Source organism: Sphingomonas sp., assembly GCF_035944535.1.
GTDB lineage: Bacteria > Pseudomonadota > Alphaproteobacteria > Sphingomonadales > Sphingomonadaceae > Sphingomonas_B.
The window spans coordinates 141,431-161,659 of the sequence record NZ_DASZBC010000002.1 but is presented as its reverse complement, the minus strand read 5'-3'; the positions used below and the strand labels follow the sequence as shown (position 1 = coordinate 161,659).

Sequence of the window (20,229 nt, the reverse complement as noted above, 5' to 3'; positions counted from 1 at the left end):
AGAATATCGGAGAGAAGATGCACAAGATCCTGACCGTCGCCCTGCTTGCCACCGCAGCCCCCGCTCTGGCCGAGGAAGGTATGTGGCTGCCGAGCCAGACGGGCGCCATTGCCGAACAGCTGCGCGCCGCAGGCTTGCAGCTCGATCCGACGAAGTTGGGCGACCTGCAGCAGCCGCCGTTGACTGCGATCGCGTCGCTTGGCGGCTGCTCGGCGGCGTTCCTGAGCCCGCAGGGCTTGGTCGCGACCAACCATCACTGCGTCTATGGCTCGATCCAGTATAACTCGAAGCCGGGGCAGGATTATCTGACAGACGGCTTCCTTGCGGCCTCGCTTGCCGATGAGCTGCCGGCCGCTCCTGGCACGCGCATCTATGTGATTGAGGATCTGCGTAACGTCACGGGGGCGATGCTGAAGGGCGCGGAGAAGCTGACCGGCCGCGCACGCTATGACCGGCTGGAGACCAACCGCAAGGCGCTGATCGCGGCCTGCGAGAAGCAGGCGTCGCGCCGCTGCGACGTGCGCCCCTATTTCGGCGGGCAGAACTATTGGCTGCAGCAGCAGCTCGAGATCAAGGACGTCCGCCTCGTCTATGCGCCGGCCGGCGGCGTCGGCAATTTTGGCGGCGAGACGGACAATTGGATGTGGCCGCGCCACACCGGCGATTTCGGCTTCTACCGCGCCTATGTCGCGCCCGACGGCTCCTCGGCACCGTTCGCCAAGGAGAATGTGCCGTTCAAGCCCAAGGCATTCCTGAAGATCGCTGACAAGGGCGTCGAGGAGGGCGACTTCATCATGGTCGCCGGCTTTCCGGGCGTCACCTTCCGCCACCGCACGGCGGCCGAAGCCAAGTTCGCGTTCGAGACGCTGACGCCGCTGCAGCAGCGACTGCTCAACGAATATTCCGACCGGATCATCAGCGCGACCGCCGGCAACGAAGCCGCGAGCATCAAATATGCGTCGATCCTGAAGGGGGCCGACAACTACAAGAAGAAGTATATCGGCGAGCTCGCGGGCGCCGAGGCGATGGGGCTGATCGAGAAGAAGGAGGCGGAGGAGGCCGCCTATCGCGCCTGGGTCGCCGCCGACCCGAAGCGCCAGGCGCTCTACGGCCCCGCCATTGCCGAACTCGACCGGCTGGTGGCGGAACAGAATGCCTATGAGCTGGCCGAGGCGCGGCGGGGCCTGCTCAACCGCGCGCAGCTCTTCTCGGCGGCACGTCGTGCCTATCGCTGGGCGCAGGAGCGGGCCAAGCGGGACGCGCAGCGCGAGCCCGGCTATCAGGACCGCGACCGCGCTTTCCTGGAGCAGAGCCTGACCGCGATCGAGCGGCGCTACGACCCCGCGATCGACCGCGCCATCCTCGAGCATGCGCTTGCCGAATATCGCAAGCTGCCGGCTGCCGAGCGCTGGTCGAGCTACGATGCAGCGCTGCCCCAGACGCTGGACGGGCTCTATTCGGGCACGCAGCTCGGCGACACCAAGGTGCGCGTCGGACTGCTCGACCAGCCCGTCTCCGCCTTCCAGTCCTCGAACGATCCGTTCGTGCGGCTGGCGGTCGCGGCCTATGACGAGGATCTGCGGCGCGAAGCCGCGGCCAAGGCGCGGGCCGGCGACATCCAGCGCGCCCGCTCGGCCTATATGGCCGGCCGGCTCGCCTATGCGCAAAGCCAGGGCAAGTCGCTCTACCCCGACGCCAATGGCTCGCTCCGCTTCACCTGGGGCAAGGTGACGGGCAAGACCAAGGACGGGCAGGTCTGGACGCCGTTCACCACCGCCGAGGGGCTCGCCGCCAAGCACACCGGCAAGGGCGAGTTCGACGCGCCGGACAAGATGATCCAGCTGATCCAGGCCAAGGATTATGGCCGTTATGCGTCGCCGTCGCTGGGCACGCTGCCGGTGGACTTCCTCTCGACGGTGGATATCACCAATGGCAACTCCGGCTCCTCGACGCTGAACAGCCGCGGCGAGTTCGTCGGCCTGGCGTTCGATGGCACGCTCGAAGGCGTGGTCAGCGACTGGATGTTCAATCCGGCCGTCAACCGCACCATCCATGTCGACAGCCGGTTCATGCTGTGGACGATGGACAAGGTCGACGGCGCGCACCGGTTGCTGGATGAGATGGGGGTGAGGCGCTGAGCCCTTCGTCATTGCGAGCGCAGCGAAGCAATCCAGAAATCGTCGGGGGCTCTGGATTGCTTCGTCGCTTCGCTCCTCGCAATGACGAGGCGTTATGACGATCTCCCACGATTACCTCCACGAGCATCACGACCGGAATGCGCGGCGGACCCAGTGGGTCGTCGCGCTGACCGCCGTGATGATGGTCGGTGAGATCGTCGCGGGCTATCTGACCGGATCGATGGCGCTGCTCGCCGACGGCTTCCACATGGCGACGCATGCGGGGGCGCTGGGCGTGGCCGCGATCGCCTATCGCTATGCACGGCGTCATGCCCATGATCCGCGCTACAGCTTTGGCACCGGCAAGGTCGGCGACCTGGCTGGTTTCGCTTCCGCACTGATCCTGGCGTTATTCGCGATCGGCATTGCCGCGGAGTCGATCACGCGGCTGTTTGAGCCGATGCGGGTCGATTTCGCCGATGCCACGCTCGTCGCCGTGCTCGGTCTGATTGTGAACCTTGTCAGTGCCGTGCTGCTGTTCGACCGGCACCATCACGATCATGGGCACGGCGAGCACCATCACCACCACGACAATAACCTGCGGGCGGCCTATATCCATGTGCTGGCGGACGCGCTGACATCGGTGCTGGCGATCGCGGCCTTGCTGGCCGGGCGCTATCTGGGGCTCGTCTGGCTCGACCCGGTGATCGGCATCGTCGGCGCGATCGTCATCGCCCGCTGGTCCTGGGCGCTGATGAAGGAGACCGCCGGCATATTGCTCGACAGGACCGACATCGGCACGGCGGACAAGGTCCGCGCATTGCTGGAGCCTGAAAACAGGATCGTCGATCTGCATGTCTGGCGGTTGGGACCGGGTGCGCTGGCCGTGATCGTCGATCTCGCGGAGCCTGCCGATCTTGTCTCGGCACGTGCGCGGCTGCGCACTCTCAACGGCGTGGTGCACCTGACGGTCCAAGCTCACGCGCACTGAACCATCGTTTCGTGAACGTAATATCGTGTTGGAACTTCGACTGATCGTTCCTGAACAGGAACGGAAGCCAAATACCTCCTTTTCTGAACGGCTTGCCGTTGCCGGTAACCATGGTCGTGATAGCTTCTTCAACGACGCGACTCTCAAGAAGAGCATGAAAGCGGAGAGCCGCGTCGGTCTTTAAGGGGAAGTCTCATGATTGCTCGCCGTTTGAGCGCTTTGGCGCTCCTCTTGTCGTGCGCGTCCGCGCCGCTCCAGGCCAGCGTCGATCCGGCGCTCAACCGCGATTGCTGGAATGGAGTCGAGCTCGAGGCGCTGAAGGTCCAGCGGTTCAAGACGATGCTGCTAGTCGCCATGCTCAACTGCCGCGATCTGGAGCCGGCGATGGCGGCGGATTACAACCGCTTCATTCGCGCCAATCGCGACCTGATCGCCCGCAAACAGGCGGTGGTGCGCGAGCATTTCATCCGCACCATGGGACCGTCGGCGGGTCTCAATGCCTATTCGAACTTCGAGACGTCGCTCGGCAATCGCTATTCCGATGCCGATTTCGACGAGCAGCGCTGTGCCGGCATGGCGCAGGACGCGCGCTTTGCCGGCTATGTGTCGGAAGGCGAGTTGATGGACCTGATCCAGTCGGTGCCGGACGAGGACCGGCTGGCGGTATGCAGCGCCGAGCCGCGCTATGCCGCGCGTCGGGAATGGGCGCCGCCGCAGCCGCCAATCTATGCCGAGACCGCCGAAGCGCCTGCTCCGGAAGTCGCGATTGCCCCGCCGCCACCCACCCCGATGCCCGAAAAGGCTGCCGAGCCGGTGGAAGTAGCGCAGAATGAGTGGCCGGACCTCGCGCCCGTCGATCCGGAAGGTCCGGCGCGGGCCGTCGATCCGAACGCAGTGCGGGTGGCGGAAGCTGCGCCTGCTCCGGAGCCTGCGGCCGAGAAGGTGGCGGAGCCGGTGCAGATGGCGTCGGTGGAGGTGACCAAGCCTGCGGCGCCCGACCGGGTGCAGGCGGTGCGGGAGGCCGCCAAGGCGCTGCGCGAGGCACTGGCCGCGCTCGAAGCCGGCGAAGGCGACACGACCAAGTGAGAGGAGGGGCCCGCTTTACTCTGTTCCCCGGCGAAGGCCGGGGTCCAGAAGCGATGTAGATGGCCCCCGGCTTCCGCCGGGGAACACTTACGCTCTGATCAAGCCGCCATACGCCGCGTCGCGTTCAGCCAGGCCCGGGCCTGGCGCTGCGCCTCGGCGATTTCGCGGGCGGTCATGTCTTCGGCGACTTCGGCCCGGCATTCGGCGGCGCGGGATGAGCCCGACAGCGCCGACAGGTTGAACCATTTGTGCGCTTCGATCAGATCGATATCGAGGCCGCCCGCGCCCGACGAATAGGCGATGCCCAGGTCGAAGCAGGCGTCCGGATCGCCCCGCGCCGCGTCGGCGAGGCGGGACTCGATCAGGAATGCGGCACTCTTGTAGCTGCTGCCCATGTCAGCAATTCCCCTTCTGCTGCGTGAGCCAGATTGGGACGGGTGTTTTTAAGAATGGTTAACGGCACCCGGGGACGATTTCTGCTCCCTAGGACAAAGGGAAAAATAGGGACAGTCCCTATTTTCTTTCTGCTGATTTTTCCGGTGCGGGAAGCGGCCCGCGAAAATAGGGACTGTCCCTATTTTGGTTACCCTGCCAGGGAGCGGATCATCCGCACCCAGTGGTCGACATTGTCGTCGAGCGCCTTGACCGGCAGCCGCTCGTCGCGGCCATGGGCGCGCTCGTCATCGGGGGAGACGATCCAGCTGCCGTCCACGCCATAGACGGGAATGCCGACGGCGCGGAACTCCTTGCCGTCGGTCGCGCCCGTCGACATTTGCGGGATCACCTGCGCCTTCGGGGACATGGCCTGCACTGACCGGGTATAGGCGCCGACCACGTCCGCGCGCAGCGGCGAGACTGGAGTCGGCACATTGGGCGTGCCGAAGGAGGTGACTTCGACATTGCGGCCGACGAGCTGCTTCAGCTCGGCCTCGATCACCTTCGGCTCCACGCCGGGCAGGATGCGGCAGTTGACGCGCGCCTGGGCGAGCTGCGGCAGCGCATTGTCGGCATGGCCGCCGTTCAGCATGGTCGCGACGCAGCGGGTGCGGGTGGTGCCGACTTCCAGCTCGCTCGCCTCGATCGCGTCGGCGGCGGCGGCGTCGTTCGGGTTGGCCACCCAGCGCCGCATCGCCTCGCCCAGCGGGCCGCTCTCCTGCTTGGCGCGCTCGGTGAAATAGGCCCGAGTGGTCTCGTTCAGCGCCGGTGCGAAGCGGTGCGCCTCCAGCTTCTTGAGCGCGGTCGCAAGCTCGTAGATCGCATTGTCCGGCCGCGGCCTTGAGCTGTGGCCGCCGCGATTGCGCACGGTCAGATCGTAGCTCTGGTATGTCTTCTCGGCCGTCTGCAGGCCGAAGCCGAGCGAGCGCCCGTCGCTGGTGAAGGCGCCACCGCCGCCATCGGAGTTGAGGCCATATTCGGCATCGGTCCAGCCCTTCTTCCGCCATTCCGTCGCGCCCAGCTTGGCGCCGTTCATCTCGGTCTCTTCGTCGCCGGTGAAGAAGACGATCAGGTCGCGCTTCGGCTTGAAGCCTTCTGCCTTCAGCTTCAGCAGCGCCGCGGTGACGGCGACATTGCCCGATTTGATGTCGGTGGTGCCGCGGCCATAATAATAGCCGTCCTTCTCGATCAGCTTGAACGGGTCGACCGACCAGTCGGACGGCTTGGCCTCGACCACGTCCATGTGCGACATGAGCAGGATCGGCTTTGCCTTGGCCCTGGCCGCGGCCGGCCAGCGAACGATCAGCGCCGCGGTGTTGTCGCCCTTCTGCCCTTCATAAGGCTCGACGCGGACATCGGTGAAGCCGGCCGCCTTGTACTGGGATGCCAGATATTCGGCATAGGCGACATGCTGGCCGCGGCCCGCGACGGTCGGGAAGGCGATGGCGTGGTCGAGCAGTTCGCGCGCCTTGGCATGCCATCGATTGTCGGCGGGCGCGGCGAGGGCGGAGGAGGAGAGAAACAGGCCAGCCAGGATCAGTGCGCGCATCGATATTCCACTTCTTCGTCATCCCCGCGAAAGCGGGAACCCAGATCATCTCTTCAACGACGTCCACCATCAACAAGAAAGAGCTGGGTTCCCGCTTTCGCGGGAATGACGAGCGGGAGGTCAGCGCTCGCCATGCCCCTCGGCCAGGTAATCGTCCGAGCGCATTTCCATCAGCCGGCTGACCGTCCGTTCGAACTCGAAACGGCCGTCGCCCTTCTCGTACAGCTCGGCGGGCTCCGCGTCGGCGGCGGCGAGCAGCTTCACCTTCTGCTCGTAGAGCGCATCGATCAGCGTCACGAAGCGCGCCGCCTCGTTGCGGTTCTCAGGTCCGAGCCGGGGTATGCCGACCAGGATGACGGTGTGGAAGCGGCGGGCGATGGCGAAATAGTCGGCCGCCCCGCGCGCTTCGCCGCACAACCGTTTGAAGGAAAAGACGGCGACGCCCTTCAGGCTCTTCGGCACGTGCAGCGTGCGGCCGCCGAGCACGGGAATATCCTCGGTCGGCACATGGGCGCGGTCTTCGGGCGGATAGTCGGTCAGGCGGAAAAAGGCTTCGGACAGCGCCTTGGTGGCCTCCGGTCCGTTCGGCACATGCCAGGACTTGAGGCCCGACATGCGCTGCATGCGATAGTCGGTGGGGCCGTTCAGCGGCAGCACGTCGAGCCGCTCCTCGATCAAATCGATGAAGGGCAGGAAATGCTCGCGGTTGAGGCCGTCCTTGTAGAGGTCACGCGGCGGGCGGTTGGACGTGGCGACCACCACCGTGCCGGCGTTGATCAGCTGGGTGAAGAGGCGCGACAGGATCATCGCATCAGGCGAGTTGTTCACGACCATCTCGTCGAAGGCGATCAGCCGCGCCTCGCCCTTCAGCGCTTCGACCACGGCCGGGATCGGGTCGCCGGCTTCCTTCTGGCGCTCCACGCGCAGCCGGTCATGCACCTCCAGCATGAACTCATGGAAATGCACGCGCCGTTTGCGATCGATGCGGACTTCGGAAAAAAACAGGTCCATCAGCATCGACTTGCCGCGCCCGACGCCGCCCCAGAGATAGACGCCTCGCGGGGGTGCTTCTGGCCGGGAAGTCAGCCGCCACAATATGCTGCCGCGCTTCGGAGCCGCCTCCAACTCGCCCGCCAATCTGTCGAGCAGCGCGGCGGCGTCCGCCTGCGCGGCGTCAGCTCGCAACTCACCGGCACGCACCAGCGCCTGGTAACGATCGATCACATGTCCCACTGAGCCGTCGATAGAGGCAGGTCGCCGCACTTGGAAGCATCAGGGATTGCACGCAGTTGTTGCCGGCGCGAGCCTCGGGCATAAGCCACGGCGATGGCCACGCTTGCTTCCCCCGTTCCCGATGCCGCGCCCGCGCCTGAGACGCCGATCGTCTATGGCACGTCGCGCAAGCGCGACTGGAAGGGCGCATGGGCGGCCCTGCGCAAGCTGCTCGCCGACAGCGACGACACGGTTCAGGCCTTTCTGATCATGCGCGCGCTGAATGCCGACACGCCGGCGCGCCAATATCGCAAGCTTCTCGAGGCGCCTGGCGGCGGGCGTATCGCGTACAAGCGGCAGGAATTGTCGGAGCTGTTCAGCCAGCCGGAGTTCCTGGCGAGCTTCAAGCCCGGTACGGTCGGTGCCGCCTATCGCGATTTCCTCGGCCGCACCGGCTATACGGCTATGGGCCTTGCCGAAGTCTCGGGTGCGCAGGAGATGCAGGACGAGCTCGAACATCCTTATGGCTGGTTCGGCCGGCGCGAGCGGGACCTGCACGACATCTGGCACGTGCTGACCGGCTATTATGCCGACGAGCCGCTGGGCGAATCCTGCCTGATCGCTTTTTCCTATGCGCAGACCGACGGGCTCGGCTGGGCGGTGATCTCGGGCGGCGCGGCGATCAAGTCGCTGAAGATCACCGGCGAGACGGCCTATTTTCGAGCGGTCTGGGAAGGCTATCGCAACGGCAAGCGCGCCGCCTGGCTCTCCGGCGAAGACTATGAGCGGCTGCTTCACGAACCGCTCGACCAGGCCCGCCGCCGCCTGAACATTCCGGAGCCTGTGCTTTATCTGAAAGCGCAGAAAAGGCTGGCGGAGCAAGGCCTGACCGGGCTGTAGTTTCGTCCGCTGCCCGCTAGAGCTTGGGCGTGATTGCCCGCCTGTCGCTGACCGACTTTCGTTCCTACGCCGATGCGGTGATCGAGCCGGGGGCGGGGCTCGTTATCCTAACGGGGGAAAATGGGGCGGGGAAGACGAACCTGCTCGAGGCGGTGTCGATGCTGGCGCCGGGCCGGGGCCTGAGGGGGGCGGCCTTGTCGGAAATGGCGCGGCAGGGTGGACCCGGCGGCTTCACTGTCGCGGCTCGTTTGAGCGATGACGTGGATGTCGGCTGCGGCACGCTGCCCTCCGCGCCCGAACGACGGGTCGTGCGGATCAATGGCGTTGCCGCCGCGGCCAATGCGCTTGCCGAGCGGCTGGCGGTGCTGTGGCTGACGCCGGCTATGGATCGGCTTCTCACGGATAGTGCGGGTGCGCGGCGTCGTTTCCTGGACCGGCTCGTGCTGGCACTGGAGCCGTCGCACGCCCACCACACGGCGCGCTATGAAGCAGCGATGCGCGCGCGGACGCGGTTACTGACCGGCGACATCCGCCCTGATCCATCCTGGCTGTCGGCGCTCGAAGCGCAGATGCAGGAACATGGGGCTGAGGTTGCGGGTGCGCGCGCACGAACGGTGGCGGCCTTGCGGGACCGAGTCTTAGGCGCGTCGGAAACTTCATTCGCGCGAGCGGGGATATCGCTGGAGGGCGCTGACGAGGGGCCATGGCCCTTCGCTTCGAACCGGGGCCGCGACGCCGCGGCGGGCCGTGCGACGGAAGGTCCGCACCGCCAGGATCTTGCCGTGATGCACTTGGGCAAGGGGCAGGCGGCTTCGCTCTGTTCGACCGGCGAGCAGAAGGCGCTGCTGATCGGGCTGGTGCTTGCCCATGCCGAGCTGGTCGCCGATCGGGCGGGGCGACCGCCCGTGCTGCTGCTCGACGAAGTCGCCGCGCATCTCGATCCAGGCCGGCGCGCCGCCTTGCTGGAGCGGCTCGCTGCGCAGGGCGGGCAAGTCTGGATGACGGGCACCGAGCCCGAACTGTTCGCCGCCGCACCAGAGAGCGCGCACCGCTATGTCGTCGCGGAGGGCAAGATCACCCGATCCTAACCCTTGTTGTTTTCGGTTCATGAAACCGTTTGCGTCCTCCTTCCGTTAAAGCGCCGTCAAGAGGAGGAACAGTTATGCGTAAGTTGCTTACCGCGTTCGCCATGACGGCGACAGTCGCGACCGGCGTTCCGGCTGTGGCCGCCGGCCAGTATTACGGCACCTATGGGTCCAGCCAAGTTGCCCCTAATAACAGCGGCTATTATGCCGATGGCGTTTACCGCGACCGTTATGGCGTGCTGCGGGACCGTTATGGCAATCGTGTCAGCGAAGCTGCTGTGGCCGCTAATGTGAATGCAGATGGCTTCTATGTCGACAACCGCGGCACGCTGCGCGATCGTCGCGGCCGTATCGTGACCGCCGCCCGCGCGGAGCGCAATGGCTGGTTCCGTGACCGCAGCGGCTATTGGGTGCGGGGCGACGCTGCCTATGCCTCGAACGGCTATTATCGTGACCGCTATGGTGTGCTGCGCGACCGCAACGGCAACCGCGTTAGCGAACAGACCGCCTATAGCGGCCAGACCTGGGTTGGCCAGGATGGCCGCACCTACTGCCGCCGCAGTGACGGCACGGTCGGCACGATCGTCGGCGGCGTCGCCGGCGCGCTGATCGGCAAGGCGATCGGCGGCACGGTTGGCGCGGTGATCGGCGGTGCCGGTGGCGCCCTTGGCGGCCGCGAAATCCAGCGGAGCGCGAGCGACTGCCGCTAATCAGCTTCAGCAATGAGGCAAGAAGAGGCGGGGCCTTAGGGTCCCGCCTTTTTCGTTGCCTGCCGTTCAGCCGAGCCCAGCTAAGCTTCGGCAATCAGGTTGAAAAGGAGGGGTTCATGCGCACTTTGTTGATCGCGTCGGCGCTCGGTGCAGGCCTTGTCGGCCAGGCTGTCGCCCAGCCGGCGCCGCCGGTTCGTTATGACGATCGCTATGATGACCGCCGCTATGACGATCGCTACGACGATCGCGGCGCCTACGATATCGAGGCTGCGCAGCGCCGCTTCGATGCCGCCCAGGCGCGGTTCGACCGCGAGCGGGACATCTATGAGCGCGAACGGCGTGCCTTCGAGGATGCCCGCGCCCGCTACGAAGCGGATCGCGAGCGCTATGCCTATCGGGGCCAGACCTGGCGCGGCAATGATGGCCGCACCTATTGCCGCCGCAGCGACGGCACGGTCGGCACCATCGTCGGCGGTGTTGCCGGCGCTTTGCTCGGCCGCGCCATCGATGGCGGCCGGCGCAGCGCCGTGGGCACGATCATCGGGGGCGGCGCAGGCGCGGTCGCCGGTCGAGCGATCGAACAGGGCAGCACGCCGCCCGAGTGCCGCTGACCGATAGCTCTGCACGGCCCGCCCCGCCTGCTGGAACGGCGCGGCGGGCCTGATCGCTCCTTGCCTGCGCCCTTAGTGGCGCGAAGATCAAGGAGTGTTCACATGCTACGCACCATCATTGCGGCGAGCCTGGTTGCGGTCTGCGCGCCCGTGCTCGCCCAGACCACCGACACCGAAGGCATGACGCCACCGGCAGCGACCGACCCGGCGATCGTCGTCGAGAACAGCCCGGAGCGGGCAAAGCTTGCGGACAAGGCCGTGCCCACGACCGTCGCTACGAAAGGCGAGATCAAGCTGGCCGTCGACACCGAATGGTGGAAGTTCGACAAGGATCGCTCGGGCGGGCTCGACCAGGCCGAGTTCAACCGCATGCTGCACAAGTTCCAGAAAGCCGCGCTGTCCGGTCCGAGGACGGTCGAGGAAGCCGGCCGCGCTGCTGCTGCCGCTTTCGTGACTGCGGACACGGATAAGGACGGCAAGGTCAACCGCGACGAGTTCGTCGGCCTGCTGCAATCGCCTGCGGCGAGTTAGTCGCGTGAAGCTGTTCCCCGGCAAAGGCCGGGGTCCAGCGACAGGTGGGCAGTTATGACGTGAAGGGTGGACCCCGGCCTGCGCCGGGGAACACTCGTTCAAATGATCAGTGCACGTGCCCCGATGACGGGTACATCCAGGCCATTAGGCCCTTCCGTTCGAACGGCTGCCAAGCGCCTTCAGGCTGCGCCAGCCTGTCGGCGATCGCATAGAGCACCGACGCGTTGACGCCGAGGCCGCAATGGCTGCCATAGACCTCGATATTGTCCGTCGTCGCGTCTTCCGGCTCGCAGCAATTCTGCCACGCCACGATGCCGTCAGCCTTGGTGTAGATTGCGGTGGACGGCACCGGCGGCTTTTGCCGGCTCTCGCGCAACTGCGCCTGGGTGTGCTCGTCCGACATGCGCTGACCCGTCAGGGTTTCGTAAGCGCGCATCACGTTGGTCGCGCGCGGATCTCCGGTGAAGGGCGAGCCCAGAGAGATCACCTGCCGCACCTTGTCGGGGCGGCGGCGGGCGACCTGGCGTGCCATCACACCGCCGAGGGACCAGCCGATGATCGAGACCTTGCGGCCCGTTTCGGCATAGATGGCGTCAAGCCGGTCGATCAGCTTTTCGCCTTCGCGGCCGATCGCCTTGGGCCCCAGGTTGCGGCCCAGTTCCCAAGCATAGGGCGAGTAGCCGAGCAGCTCGAGATAGCGGCGTAGCAAAGTGGTCGATGCGTCGGTGGTGACGAAGCCCGGAAGCACCAGCACGGGGTGCCCGTCGCCCCGCGGCGCGCTCATCAGCAGCGCGCCGAACCAGGGCAGCGAGCCCAGTTCGGCCAAAGCGCGGGGCAGCTCCGAAAGCGCCAGCAGCTTGGACGGCGGAGCAATCCGCTCGCTCGCATGAAGTGAAGTCAAAACAAACGCCTTTCCGTTTACGTAAGCCGTCCAAACGCTTGTTAACGCTTTTGTGTCCGACGCTTACGCCCCTCCCAAACCGAAAGCCTCATGCCTGGCCGCGAACTGCGCGACATCCAGGCTGAGGATCGCGAGATCATGCAGCTGGCCCTGCCGATCCATCACATGATCCTTCAACAAGGCTTCCCCCCGAAAGCCGCTTTCCTCGAACAGCTGGATGGCGCCGCGCTGGTCCGGCGTCATCTGGGCCACCAACTTCTTCAGGTCCCGTTGCTGCGCCGCAACGAACATCTCGTCAAGCAATCGCCGACCGACTCCCTGCCCGCGCAGTTCGGGGGAGACGAGCAGGCGCACCTCGCCGACATGGGTCGACCAGCCGAGCGGATCGCGGACGAGCGCGCAGGTGGCGACGATCGCGTCACCGTCTTCCGCCACGAAACTGTCGATGAAGCCGTCCTCGACCGCCTCGGCCCAGGCCTCGATCACCTTGCGGTGTTTGAGGTCGCGGCTGAGGAACAGCAGGTCATGCTCCGGCAAGGCGCGGGCGAAGCGGAGCATCGCGTCCATGTCGTCGGCGCGGAACCGGCGTATGGTGACGGGCAGGTCGGTCACAGCGAACGCTCCTGAAGCCATTGGTCGAGACGCGGCCAGAGCCGCTTGATCGCGTTGCCGCCGGCGACGAGACTGACATGCCCCCCTTTCAGCACCACCTGCTCCTTGTCCGCCGAGCCGACCATCTCGATCAACGGCGCGGAAGCTGCGCTCGGCACGATATGATCATGCTCCGCGACCACATGGAGAAACGGAACGGTGATGTTCTTGAGGTCCACATGGCGGCCACCGACCTCCATCGTGCCTTCCTTCAGCCGGTTCTCCCACATCAGCGCCTTGGTGGTCTGGCGGAAATATTCGCCTGCAAGCGGCAGCATGTCGGTCGTCCAGCGGTCGAACATGCGGTAGCTCTTCACGAACTCGTCGTTCCACAGATTGTCGAGCAGGCGGATCTGGCCCGCGATCTGGCCCGCCGGCCGCAGCATGTTGAACGAGGTGTAGAGCAGGTCGGCCGGGCAGCAGCCGAATGTGTCGACCAGCCGGTCGACGTCGAAAAAGCGCCGGTCCGACCAAGTCTGGAACTTCTCCATCGCCTTGAAGTCGATCGGCGTGGTGAAGGTGACCAGGTTCTTCATCGGGCCGTCGGCATGAAGCGCCGCCCAGAGAACCGACAGCACGCCGCCGAAGCAATAGCCGACGACGGTCACATCCGGCTCGCCGGTCTCCTCGGCGATGCGCTCGAGCGCGGACGGAATGAAGTCGAGGACATAGTCTTCGAGGCGGAGATTGCGCTCGTCCGGCCGCGGCGGCGACCAGTCGAGCATGAACACGTCATAACCGCGCTTCAGCAGGAACTCGACCAGGCTCTGGCCCGGCACCATGTCGAAAATATAGCCGCGGTTGGTGGTCGCCATCACCAGCAGGAGCGGAACGCGATACACTTCGTCCGACTGGGCGCGGTAATGGTAGAGGTTCATCGTGCCGCGCTGGATCAGCACATCCTTGGGGCTGGCGCCGAGCACCGGTGCGGGAGAGGCCAGATAGCCCATGCCCTTGATGTTGCGCTGGAGCGCGCGGTCGAAGGCAGTCCGTGCTTGTTCGAGCAGGTCGGGGGCGGCCGTCTCGCTCATTCAGCCTTTTTGGGCGGCTTTTTGGTGCGGGCGGGTTTCGGCCGCTCCTGACGCGATACGTCCTGGCCGGCGATCTTGATCAGCAGGCTCTCGATCCGCGACAGCCGCTCCTCGAGCGCGCCCATCCGCTCGCCCAGCATCACCATTTCCTCGCGGCTCGGCATGTTGGCGGCGGCAAGCGCGCGGCTCATCGCGTCCTTCGCCACTTCCTGAGCCTTTAACGACGCGGATGTCGCGCCTTGCATGGTGCGGGCGAACTCGCCCGACTTCATCAGCTCGGACCCGAACTGATTGGCGACGCTCTCCCACTGGCCGAGCATCTCGCGGAAAAAAGCACCAGGATCGGCCTTGGTCATCAGGCAATCATCGGGGCGAGTGGAGGCCGCGTCAAGGCGGGCCAGCCATGCCGATGATTGGCCAGGCGGCGGAGTTCGCGCCAGGGCGGACAGCGGAATAGACGAAATGCTGCTTCAACTCATGGTAGGGTTGAAGGCCGGAATGTGCCTTTCGGGCAGCACTCCTGAAGATGCCGAAGGCGCCGCACAGGCTTTCAGTGCTCGGAGTAATGGCGCTTAAATGGTCGGGGAGAGAGGATTCGAACCTCCGGCCCCTGCCTCCCGAAGACAGTGCTCTACCAGGCTGAGCTACTCCCCGACCGGACCGGGCGCCGAGGCGTCCGCGGAGGCAAGACGTGCGCCCTTAGCGGGCGGGGCCAGGGGTTTCAAGCGCCGTGTGGCGCTTCCGCCACTCTATTCGGCGGCGTCGAGCTTGCCGACTTCATTGCCCCAGGCATCCCAGCCGGCGCGCTCGCTGCGGGCGAAGAGCTCGAGCTTGGAAGCAACCGGATAGAGGCGGTCGATCGCCTCGCGCACCTGCTCCGGCTTTTGCGAGTGGGCGCGCTTGGGGGCGAGGATGACGTTCGGCACGCCTTCGTCGCCCAGCGGCATCGGCCGGCCCTTGGCGACGCGGCTGGCTGCGAGCACAAATTCGGCGGTCGGCTTGACGATCGAGGGCCGAACGCCCTGGGCGCCGATCGGCCCACCGTCCTTGCGCGCCTTGACCCAGACGAACGCGACGCCTCGGAAGTGAAGCTTCCAGGCGGCGAGGCACGCCATGGCAACATCGAGGCGCGGCGACGTTGCCCATAGGAACAGCACGCCGCGTTCGCTCAGCAGTTCCGGCACCGGCAGCGACACGATCGCCTCGTCCGGAGCCGTCACGTAGAACTTCGCCGCGGCGCCCCATTTGTTCTGCTGGCCGTAGTAGCTCCAGGGTGGATCGGCGAGGATCACGTCGTAGGTCCGGTCCGGCAGGTCGCGCCACAGGGTCATGGCGGTGGCATAGCCGAAGCCCGCGCCCGCGCCAGCCGCTTCGCGTATCAGCTCCGCACGGCCGGTGGCGCATGAGCCGGTGCATCGCGGCGGATCAGCGGCAACACCGCGCTGTCCCAGCCGAGGCTCAGCGTTTCCGTGCGCCCAATCCGGGCGCCGCTATCAAGATCATAATCCTCGGCGAGCCACGGGCTGACGATCCCATCTTGCGCCCTAAAGTCGGAGAAGCGCGACTCGATTCGCTTTTCGGTCGAGTCCACGTCCGGATGGTAGGCGCGCCGGTCCTGACGCCGGACGATGTGGCTGGTCGAGGGGTCGAGGAACAGGCGCGCCTCCGCTCCGTCAGCAAAAGTGATTTCAAGGCAAGGCGGAGTGTCGGAGACGAGCGTCAGCCGGTGACCCCGTGTTCCGACGGCGGACAGCGGCACGAGATGGTAGACGATGCCATGCTCCAGCGCCGCGCGTGCCTTCGCGCCGACGGGCGACGGCGCGGGTGCGTCGCCAGGCCACGACCAGGCTCCGGTCGAGTCGATTCCCTCGCTGAACACACGTTTGGTCTTTCCGAAGACATCGATCCGCATGAGCCCGGACCGATGCGCCAGATAGCGGCCGATCACGGTGTAGGTCGGCTCGACGATGCGGACCACCGCATCCATGCTTCGCACCGGGGCGAGCCGTGCCTTCCCACCGCGTGCGCGGTCGTTGCGATCGATCCACTCGCCGGCCGTGCCCTGCGCTTCTAACGGGGCGATCGGCCAGGCCGAACTCAGGCCGAGGCCGGCCAACACCAGCCTGCGCGACAGCAATGCGCCCACTTCCAGCATTGCGCCTCCCTTTTCGGGAGGTTCATGCCAGGCGCATCACGAAATGTCGACTACAAACGTAATCAGATTACATCGCCGGTTGAGATGCGTTCGGGTTCGGCATCGTCGCCGGGGCGAAGGCGTCGCGCTTGCGCGGGTCGACGGCGGCAGTCGGGTCCGGGCGGAAGTCGGTCGGGGCGCGGTCGCCGGGGCCGTGATGCGGCTGATCGAGCGACAGGTCGGCCGCGGTGCTGCCACCATCGCCAGCCGCCGTGCTGGGGGTGCCCAGCGCGCGATCGATTGCGCCGAGGCTGCCAGACGCGCCGTCGCGCCCCTTACGGCCGAGCACGAACAGGCCCAGCAGCAGACCGATGCCGCCCGCGGCAATTCCCGCGATCAGCCCCGAATTGTCGCTCGCCTGCTGCTTCGACTTCTTGTTCCTTTTGGCCATCGTGACGCTCCTTTGAACCGTTTCGGGTTCAACGGGCGGGCTTGGCGCCTGTTCCGGTCAGTCGCGCGTGCCACCGAGCATCCGAATGATGCCGGAGAAATCGAGGCCGCCATGGCCGTTATTGGCAAAGGCCTGGTAGAGCGCCATCGCCTCTGACCCCATCGGCACCGAGGCGTCAGCGTCGGCGGCAGCCTGAACGGCGAGCTTCAGATCCTTGAGCATCAGCCCGGCCGCGAAGCCGCCCTGATAGTCACGGTCGGCTGGGGTCTCGGGACCAACGCCCGGTAGCGGGCAATAGCTGGTCATCGACCAGCTCTGGCCGGACGAGACCGAGCTGATGTCGTAGAAGGTCTGCGGATCGAGACCGAGCTTCCGGGCCAGCAGGAATGCCTCGCATGTGGCGACCATCGTCGCACCCAACAGCATGTTGTTGCAGATCTTGGCGGCCTGGCCGGCGCCGCTCGGTCCTGCATGGATCACCGCCTTGCCCATGCTGGCGAGGATCGGCTCGGCCCGGGCAAAGGCTTCGGCGCTGCCGCCGACCATGAAGGTCAGCGTGCCGCTTGCTGCCGCCGCGATGCCACCGGAGACGGGCGCGTCGACAGCCGAGAGCCCTTTTGCGGAGGCGGCCTCTGCGACTTTCTTCGCCGTGGTGACATCGATGGTCGAGCAATCGAGCAGCAAGGTGCCCGGCGCAGCGGCGGGGAAGAGCGCCTCTTCATAGACCTGGGCGACGTGCCGGCCAGCCGGCAGCATGGTGACGATCGCTTCGGCGCCCGTCGCCGCCGCGGCGGCGCTGTCGACCGGCAGGCAGCCCGCGCTTTTCGCCTTGTCGAGCGCGTCGGCCGAGAGGTCGAAGGCATGTACGTCATGCCCTGCCTTCGCAAGGTTTGCGGCCATGCCGCCGCCCATATTGCCGAGCCCGATGAAACCGATGCGTGCCATATTGTCCTCCGTTGGCGGCGGGATAGCGGCTATCGCTTCAGCCGCAACAGCAGATAGGGAAGCAGCAGCAGCAGCGCAGCGGCCGAGACCACATAGGGCAGCGGCCCCCAGAACTGGTACAGGCCGACGCCGATCGACGGTCCGAGCACAAAACAGGCGCCGTTGATCGACGTGGTCTGGCCGGCGACCGCGCCCTGTTCGTTCATGCCGACCGCAAGCGACGCGCCCGCGGTGAAGCCCGGCCGCAGAAAGCCGAAGCCGAGCGACGACAAACCATAGCTCACCGCCAGCATGTGCAACGAATGCGAAAAGCCGATCGCGGCGCAGCCCGCCGCCGCCAGTACCGCTCCCCAGATCGCGAGCTGGCGCGGCGTCAGGCGCAAATTCGGGATGATGCCCCATTGCGCGAGCAGAGCGGCGCCTGCCCCTACCATCAGAACGATGCCCGTTTCCGCCGCCGCCTGCATTGCAGAGAGCTTTAGCTGGTCGATGATCAGAAAGCCGATCGCCTGGCCCGCCATCGCCTGGGCATGGCCGGTGACCAGGCCGATCAGCATCCAGGGCCAGATGCGCGGATCGGTCAGCGGCAGCTTGCCGCGATCATCCGCCGTCGCGGCGCGGGCGCTTGCCCCTGTCGGCTCGCCGCCAATCGAAGGATAGCTGGTCGCAGCACCACGGCCCTCACCGCCGGGCGTGTCGTCGGGCAGCAGCCGGGCGGTGACGATCAGCACGCCGATGCCGAAGATCGAGAAAACGAAAGCGGGGCCGGCCAGTCCGACGACTGGCAGCACGAAGAAGGGCGCCAGTGCTGGACCAAGGATCGTTCCCAGGCCGAACGCGGAACCGAGCAGCGACAATGCCCGCGTCCGGTCCTCGCGCGACGTGCCCATGGCGACGATCGCCTGCGATGCGGGCGGGGCCGCCGCGCCGAACGTGCCGTAGAGCATCCGCGCGACAATGAAGCAGAGGAAGGCTGGCAAGGGCGCGATCCAGCCGACGATCCCCGCTGCCAAAAACACGCCGCAGAGGAACACAGAAGAGCAAAAGCCGAACAGGCCGAGCAGCACCATCCGCCGCCGTCCCTGTCGGTCCGACCGCCGCGCCCAAATCGGCGCCGCGATCACCCAAACCAGCGCCGACACCGAAAAGGCTGCCGCCACCGCAGCATCGGGCACGCCCAGCGACCGGCCGATGGCGGGCAGCACCGACTGCAGGGCGGTGTTTCCGGCCGCAATCGTCAGCATGACAAGGAAGAGCAGGCGGAAGGGCGGCGGGGCACCAACTGCTCCACCCGGCGTTGAGGCGGCCAACGGCGCTCGCGGATTCTCCTCGGCCATAGCTGGCCGATAGAGGAGTGCGGGCGCCACCGAAAGCGTTGCCAGCAACGCCGCGATTTGCGACGGGTCCGCAACGAAGGAAGAAAGGGACCGAATGCCCGTGTCATCCGCCGGCGAACAGGCCGGCGCCGCTCGCAGCCGTAAGGCGAGCCACCCTCTGGTGCTGTTCTTCAAGGGCTTCGTGAAGCATCCGGCGATGGTCGGATCGGTGATCCCGTCATCACGAGCGCTGATCGATCACATGTTGCGGCCGGTCGATTGGGGCTCGGTCAAGCTGTTCATCGAATATGGCCCGGGTGTCGGCACCTTCACCCGGCCCATTCTCGAACGGCTCGGCCCGGAAGCCGAGCTGATCGCGATCGATACCAATGCCGATTTCATCGACCATCTTCGCCACGAGATCGCCGACCCGCGGCTGCGCCTGGTGCGCGGCTCTGCCGCAGACGTCGGCCGGATCGTTGCCGATTTCGGCCACGCCAAGGCCGACAATGTGCTGTCTGGCCTGCCCTTTTCAACCTTGCCCGAGGGAGTTGGGGATCGCATCGCGGCGGAAACGGCGGCGGTGCTGAAGCCTGGCGGCGCCTTCCTGGTTTATCAATTCTCGCCCAAAGTGGCGGAGTTCATCACCCCGCACTTTACCGCCATCGATCAGGGCTTCGAATGGATGAACATACCGCCGATGCGGCTCTTCTGGGCGCGGAACGGCTAACTTAAGGCAACGTTCGCCCGGAAGAGACGTTAATGCGGCGCGGCAATCGCCGCGGTCAAGGTCGCGTCTTCATGCTTCGTGTGTTCGCCAGGCGATTGAGCAGGCATCCGGCCATTCTGGTCGACGCGCACGGCCGCGCCTCGGATCCGGCGAGCCGGATCCGGCTTCGGGCGAGCAGTGCAACTCTCGCCGCCGTGCTGGCGCTGACCCTTGCAGCACCGGCGGACAATCTTGGCGGAAGCTTCCTCAGTCCAGTGCGCGAATCAGCAGCCGCTGCTCTGGCCGGCGTGGCCGAGGCGATCCGGTCGCGTTCGCCCGGCGTGCGCGGAAGGGTGGTTTGGATCAAGGGCAGGCCGGTCGTCGTCCGCCCTAGGGCGCGAGCCGCGCCACGGGGGAGGCGCCCGGCTGCTCGTGCCTCCGTCCTCCCGCCCGCCGCGGCGCCGCCATCGCTGGTCACAGCGCCTCCTCCGGCGGTACCGCTCGCCCTCTTGGGAAACGATATCGCACCCGGAGGTCCGGTGACGATCGGGCCCTTGCCGGCCTATGATCTCGCGAATCCGCAGCCGGTGGAATATGTGCAGCTTCCGCCTGAGCGCGGGCCGAGCATCATTATCGGCGGCGGGCCGATCGGCGGCACCGGCCCCGTGCTCCCACCGCCACGCCCGCCTGCCATTCCCGAGGCGTCGACCTGGGCCATGATGATTCTCGGCTTCGGCGCGATCGGGAGTTTGTGGCGAAGGCGGAGGCTGATTGCGGCGGCGGTGATGGCACACATTCCGCTCCGGCTCACGCACCTCCCTTTGAGCCAATGACGTTTTGACGTCGCATCCATCCTATCCGCTG

22 protein-coding genes and 1 tRNA gene are annotated in these 20,229 nt (G+C 66.3%); 10 read left to right on the top strand and 13 right to left on the bottom strand.

Translation table 11 applies throughout. The features are described from left to right. The first annotated feature begins 17 nt into the window (after positions 1-17). From VGT77_RS01325 to VGT77_RS01315, 3 genes are all read left to right on the top strand, one after another. A complete protein-coding gene (locus tag VGT77_RS01325) occupies positions 18-2,138 on the top strand; it encodes a S46 family peptidase (RefSeq protein WP_327458798.1) in 2,121 nt (706 codons plus the stop codon). Between the two features lie 94 nt (positions 2,139-2,232). After that, the gene (gene dmeF, locus VGT77_RS01320) at positions 2,233-3,108 is read left to right on the top strand and encodes a CDF family Co(II)/Ni(II) efflux transporter DmeF (RefSeq protein ID WP_327458796.1); all 876 of its coding nucleotides are present in this window, start codon (positions 2,233-2,235) and stop codon (positions 3,106-3,108) included. Positions 3,109-3,303: 195 nt separating this feature from the next. Next, positions 3,304-4,194: a hypothetical protein gene (locus VGT77_RS01315; protein ID WP_327458794.1), complete on the top strand. Its 891-nt coding sequence runs from the start codon at positions 3,304-3,306 to the stop codon at positions 4,192-4,194. 98 nt (positions 4,195-4,292) lie between these two features. On the opposite strand, the gene VGT77_RS01310 is transcribed toward VGT77_RS01315, so the two are convergent. The 3 genes from VGT77_RS01310 to zapE form a co-directional block, all read right to left on the bottom strand. After that, a complete protein-coding gene (locus VGT77_RS01310) occupies positions 4,293-4,589 on the bottom strand; it encodes a hypothetical protein (protein ID WP_327458792.1) in 297 nt (98 codons plus the stop codon). 188 nt (positions 4,590-4,777) lie between these two features. Next, positions 4,778-6,178, bottom strand: coding sequence for a M20/M25/M40 family metallo-hydrolase (locus VGT77_RS01305; RefSeq protein ID WP_327458790.1), 1,401 nt, complete (start codon positions 6,176-6,178; stop codon positions 4,778-4,780). A 120-nt stretch (positions 6,179-6,298) separates the two neighbouring features. Then, positions 6,299-7,411 (bottom strand): cell division protein ZapE, encoded by a 1,113-nt coding sequence (zapE, locus tag VGT77_RS01300; protein WP_327458789.1) that lies wholly within the window; start codon positions 7,409-7,411, stop codon positions 6,299-6,301. A gap of 93 nt (positions 7,412-7,504) precedes the next feature. On the opposite strand from zapE, the gene VGT77_RS01295 reads away from it, so the two are divergent. The 5 genes from VGT77_RS01295 to VGT77_RS01275 all read left to right on the top strand — a co-directional run bounded on the left by VGT77_RS01295 (position 7,505) and on the right by VGT77_RS01275 (position 11,227). Further along, positions 7,505-8,290: a Coq4 family protein gene (locus VGT77_RS01295; RefSeq protein ID WP_327458787.1), complete on the top strand. Its 786-nt coding sequence runs from the start codon at positions 7,505-7,507 to the stop codon at positions 8,288-8,290. 29 nt (positions 8,291-8,319) lie between these two features. Further along, a complete protein-coding gene (gene recF / locus VGT77_RS01290) occupies positions 8,320-9,378 on the top strand; it encodes a DNA replication/repair protein RecF (RefSeq protein ID WP_327458785.1) in 1,059 nt (352 codons plus the stop codon). A gap of 74 nt (positions 9,379-9,452) precedes the next feature. Continuing rightward, positions 9,453-10,085 (top strand): hypothetical protein, encoded by a 633-nt coding sequence (locus VGT77_RS01285; protein ID WP_327458784.1) that lies wholly within the window; start codon positions 9,453-9,455, stop codon positions 10,083-10,085. Positions 10,086-10,201: 116 nt separating this feature from the next. Continuing rightward, positions 10,202-10,696, top strand: coding sequence for a glycine zipper 2TM domain-containing protein (locus VGT77_RS01280; protein ID WP_327458782.1), 495 nt, complete (start codon positions 10,202-10,204; stop codon positions 10,694-10,696). A 102-nt stretch (positions 10,697-10,798) separates the two neighbouring features. Beyond that, positions 10,799-11,227: an EF-hand domain-containing protein gene (locus tag VGT77_RS01275; protein WP_327458780.1), complete on the top strand. Its 429-nt coding sequence runs from the start codon at positions 10,799-10,801 to the stop codon at positions 11,225-11,227. A 106-nt stretch (positions 11,228-11,333) separates the two neighbouring features. On the opposite strand, the gene VGT77_RS01270 is transcribed toward VGT77_RS01275, so the two are convergent. The 10 genes from VGT77_RS01270 to VGT77_RS01225 form a co-directional block, all read right to left on the bottom strand. Beyond that, positions 11,334-12,128 (bottom strand): esterase/lipase family protein, encoded by a 795-nt coding sequence (locus VGT77_RS01270; RefSeq protein ID WP_327458778.1) that lies wholly within the window; start codon positions 12,126-12,128, stop codon positions 11,334-11,336. 63 nt (positions 12,129-12,191) lie between these two features. Further along, positions 12,192-12,740 carry a GNAT family N-acetyltransferase gene (locus VGT77_RS01265; protein ID WP_327458777.1) on the bottom strand — a complete coding sequence of 183 codons (549 nt, stop codon included), beginning with the start codon at positions 12,738-12,740 and terminating at the stop codon, positions 12,192-12,194. Then, the gene (locus tag VGT77_RS01260; RefSeq protein WP_327458775.1) at positions 12,737-13,810 is read right to left on the bottom strand and encodes an alpha/beta fold hydrolase; all 1,074 of its coding nucleotides are present in this window, start codon (positions 13,808-13,810) and stop codon (positions 12,737-12,739) included. The genes VGT77_RS01265 and VGT77_RS01260 overlap by 4 nt, the downstream gene beginning before the upstream one ends. Beyond that, the gene (locus VGT77_RS01255) at positions 13,807-14,166 is read right to left on the bottom strand and encodes a hypothetical protein (RefSeq protein WP_327458773.1); all 360 of its coding nucleotides are present in this window, start codon (positions 14,164-14,166) and stop codon (positions 13,807-13,809) included. Before VGT77_RS01255 ends, VGT77_RS01260 begins: the two co-directional genes overlap by 4 nt. Before the next feature lie 221 nt (positions 14,167-14,387). Beyond that, positions 14,388-14,464, bottom strand: a tRNA-Pro gene (locus tag VGT77_RS01250). Between the two features lie 95 nt (positions 14,465-14,559). After that, positions 14,560-15,141: an MT-A70 family methyltransferase gene (locus VGT77_RS01245; RefSeq protein WP_327458771.1), complete on the bottom strand. Its 582-nt coding sequence runs from the start codon at positions 15,139-15,141 to the stop codon at positions 14,560-14,562. Positions 15,142-15,188: 47 nt separating this feature from the next. Continuing rightward, complete coding sequence (locus tag VGT77_RS01240; protein WP_327458769.1) at positions 15,189-15,965, bottom strand: hypothetical protein; 777 nt, start codon at positions 15,963-15,965, stop codon at positions 15,189-15,191. A 67-nt stretch (positions 15,966-16,032) separates the two neighbouring features. Next, positions 16,033-16,395 (bottom strand): hypothetical protein, encoded by a 363-nt coding sequence (locus tag VGT77_RS01235; protein ID WP_327458767.1) that lies wholly within the window; start codon positions 16,393-16,395, stop codon positions 16,033-16,035. A gap of 57 nt (positions 16,396-16,452) precedes the next feature. Further along, complete coding sequence (mmsB, locus tag VGT77_RS01230; RefSeq protein ID WP_327458765.1) at positions 16,453-17,340, bottom strand: 3-hydroxyisobutyrate dehydrogenase; 888 nt, start codon at positions 17,338-17,340, stop codon at positions 16,453-16,455. Positions 17,341-17,369: 29 nt separating this feature from the next. After that, positions 17,370-18,584, bottom strand: a complete 1,215-nt coding sequence (locus VGT77_RS01225) for an MFS transporter (RefSeq protein ID WP_327459005.1) — start codon at positions 18,582-18,584, stop codon at positions 17,370-17,372. Positions 18,585-18,771: 187 nt separating this feature from the next. Here VGT77_RS01225 and VGT77_RS01220 point away from each other — a divergent pair, with 187 nt between their 5' ends. Both VGT77_RS01220 and VGT77_RS01215 read left to right on the top strand, forming a co-directional pair. Beyond that, positions 18,772-19,386, top strand: coding sequence for a class I SAM-dependent methyltransferase (locus VGT77_RS01220; RefSeq protein ID WP_327458763.1), 615 nt, complete (start codon positions 18,772-18,774; stop codon positions 19,384-19,386). A 71-nt stretch (positions 19,387-19,457) separates the two neighbouring features. After that, complete coding sequence (locus tag VGT77_RS01215) at positions 19,458-20,198, top strand: PEPxxWA-CTERM sorting domain-containing protein (RefSeq protein ID WP_327458761.1); 741 nt, start codon at positions 19,458-19,460, stop codon at positions 20,196-20,198. The last annotated feature ends 31 nt before the right edge of the window (positions 20,199-20,229 follow it).

Coding starts and splice junctions, on each gene's coding strand:
- VGT77_RS01325 (WP_327458798.1), top strand. CDS start 18: ATGCACAAGATCCTGACCGTCGCCCTGCTTGCCACCGCAGCCCCCGCT.
- dmeF (WP_327458796.1), top strand. CDS start 2,233: ATGACGATCTCCCACGATTACCTCCACGAGCATCACGACCGGAATGCG.
- VGT77_RS01315 (WP_327458794.1), top strand. CDS start 3,304: ATGATTGCTCGCCGTTTGAGCGCTTTGGCGCTCCTCTTGTCGTGCGCG.
- VGT77_RS01310 (WP_327458792.1), bottom strand. CDS start 4,589: ATGGGCAGCAGCTACAAGAGTGCCGCATTCCTGATCGAGTCCCGCCTC.
- VGT77_RS01305 (WP_327458790.1), bottom strand. CDS start 6,178: ATGCGCGCACTGATCCTGGCTGGCCTGTTTCTCTCCTCCTCCGCCCTC.
- VGT77_RS01295 (WP_327458787.1), top strand. CDS start 7,505: ATGGCCACGCTTGCTTCCCCCGTTCCCGATGCCGCGCCCGCGCCTGAG.
- VGT77_RS01285 (WP_327458784.1), top strand. CDS start 9,453: ATGCGTAAGTTGCTTACCGCGTTCGCCATGACGGCGACAGTCGCGACC.
- VGT77_RS01280 (WP_327458782.1), top strand. CDS start 10,202: ATGCGCACTTTGTTGATCGCGTCGGCGCTCGGTGCAGGCCTTGTCGGC.
- VGT77_RS01275 (WP_327458780.1), top strand. CDS start 10,799: ATGCTACGCACCATCATTGCGGCGAGCCTGGTTGCGGTCTGCGCGCCC.
- VGT77_RS01260 (WP_327458775.1), bottom strand. CDS start 13,810: ATGAGCGAGACGGCCGCCCCCGACCTGCTCGAACAAGCACGGACTGCC.
- VGT77_RS01255 (WP_327458773.1), bottom strand. CDS start 14,166: ATGACCAAGGCCGATCCTGGTGCTTTTTTCCGCGAGATGCTCGGCCAG.
- VGT77_RS01245 (WP_327458771.1), bottom strand. CDS start 15,141: ATGACCCTGTGGCGCGACCTGCCGGACCGGACCTACGACGTGATCCTC.
- VGT77_RS01240 (WP_327458769.1), bottom strand. CDS start 15,965: ATGCTGGAAGTGGGCGCATTGCTGTCGCGCAGGCTGGTGTTGGCCGGC.
- VGT77_RS01235 (WP_327458767.1), bottom strand. CDS start 16,395: ATGGCCAAAAGGAACAAGAAGTCGAAGCAGCAGGCGAGCGACAATTCG.
- mmsB (WP_327458765.1), bottom strand. CDS start 17,340: ATGGCACGCATCGGTTTCATCGGGCTCGGCAATATGGGCGGCGGCATG.
- VGT77_RS01225 (WP_327459005.1), bottom strand. CDS start 18,584: ATGCTGACGATTGCGGCCGGAAACACCGCCCTGCAGTCGGTGCTGCCC.
- VGT77_RS01220 (WP_327458763.1), top strand. CDS start 18,772: ATGCCCGTGTCATCCGCCGGCGAACAGGCCGGCGCCGCTCGCAGCCGT.
- VGT77_RS01215 (WP_327458761.1), top strand. CDS start 19,458: ATGCTTCGTGTGTTCGCCAGGCGATTGAGCAGGCATCCGGCCATTCTG.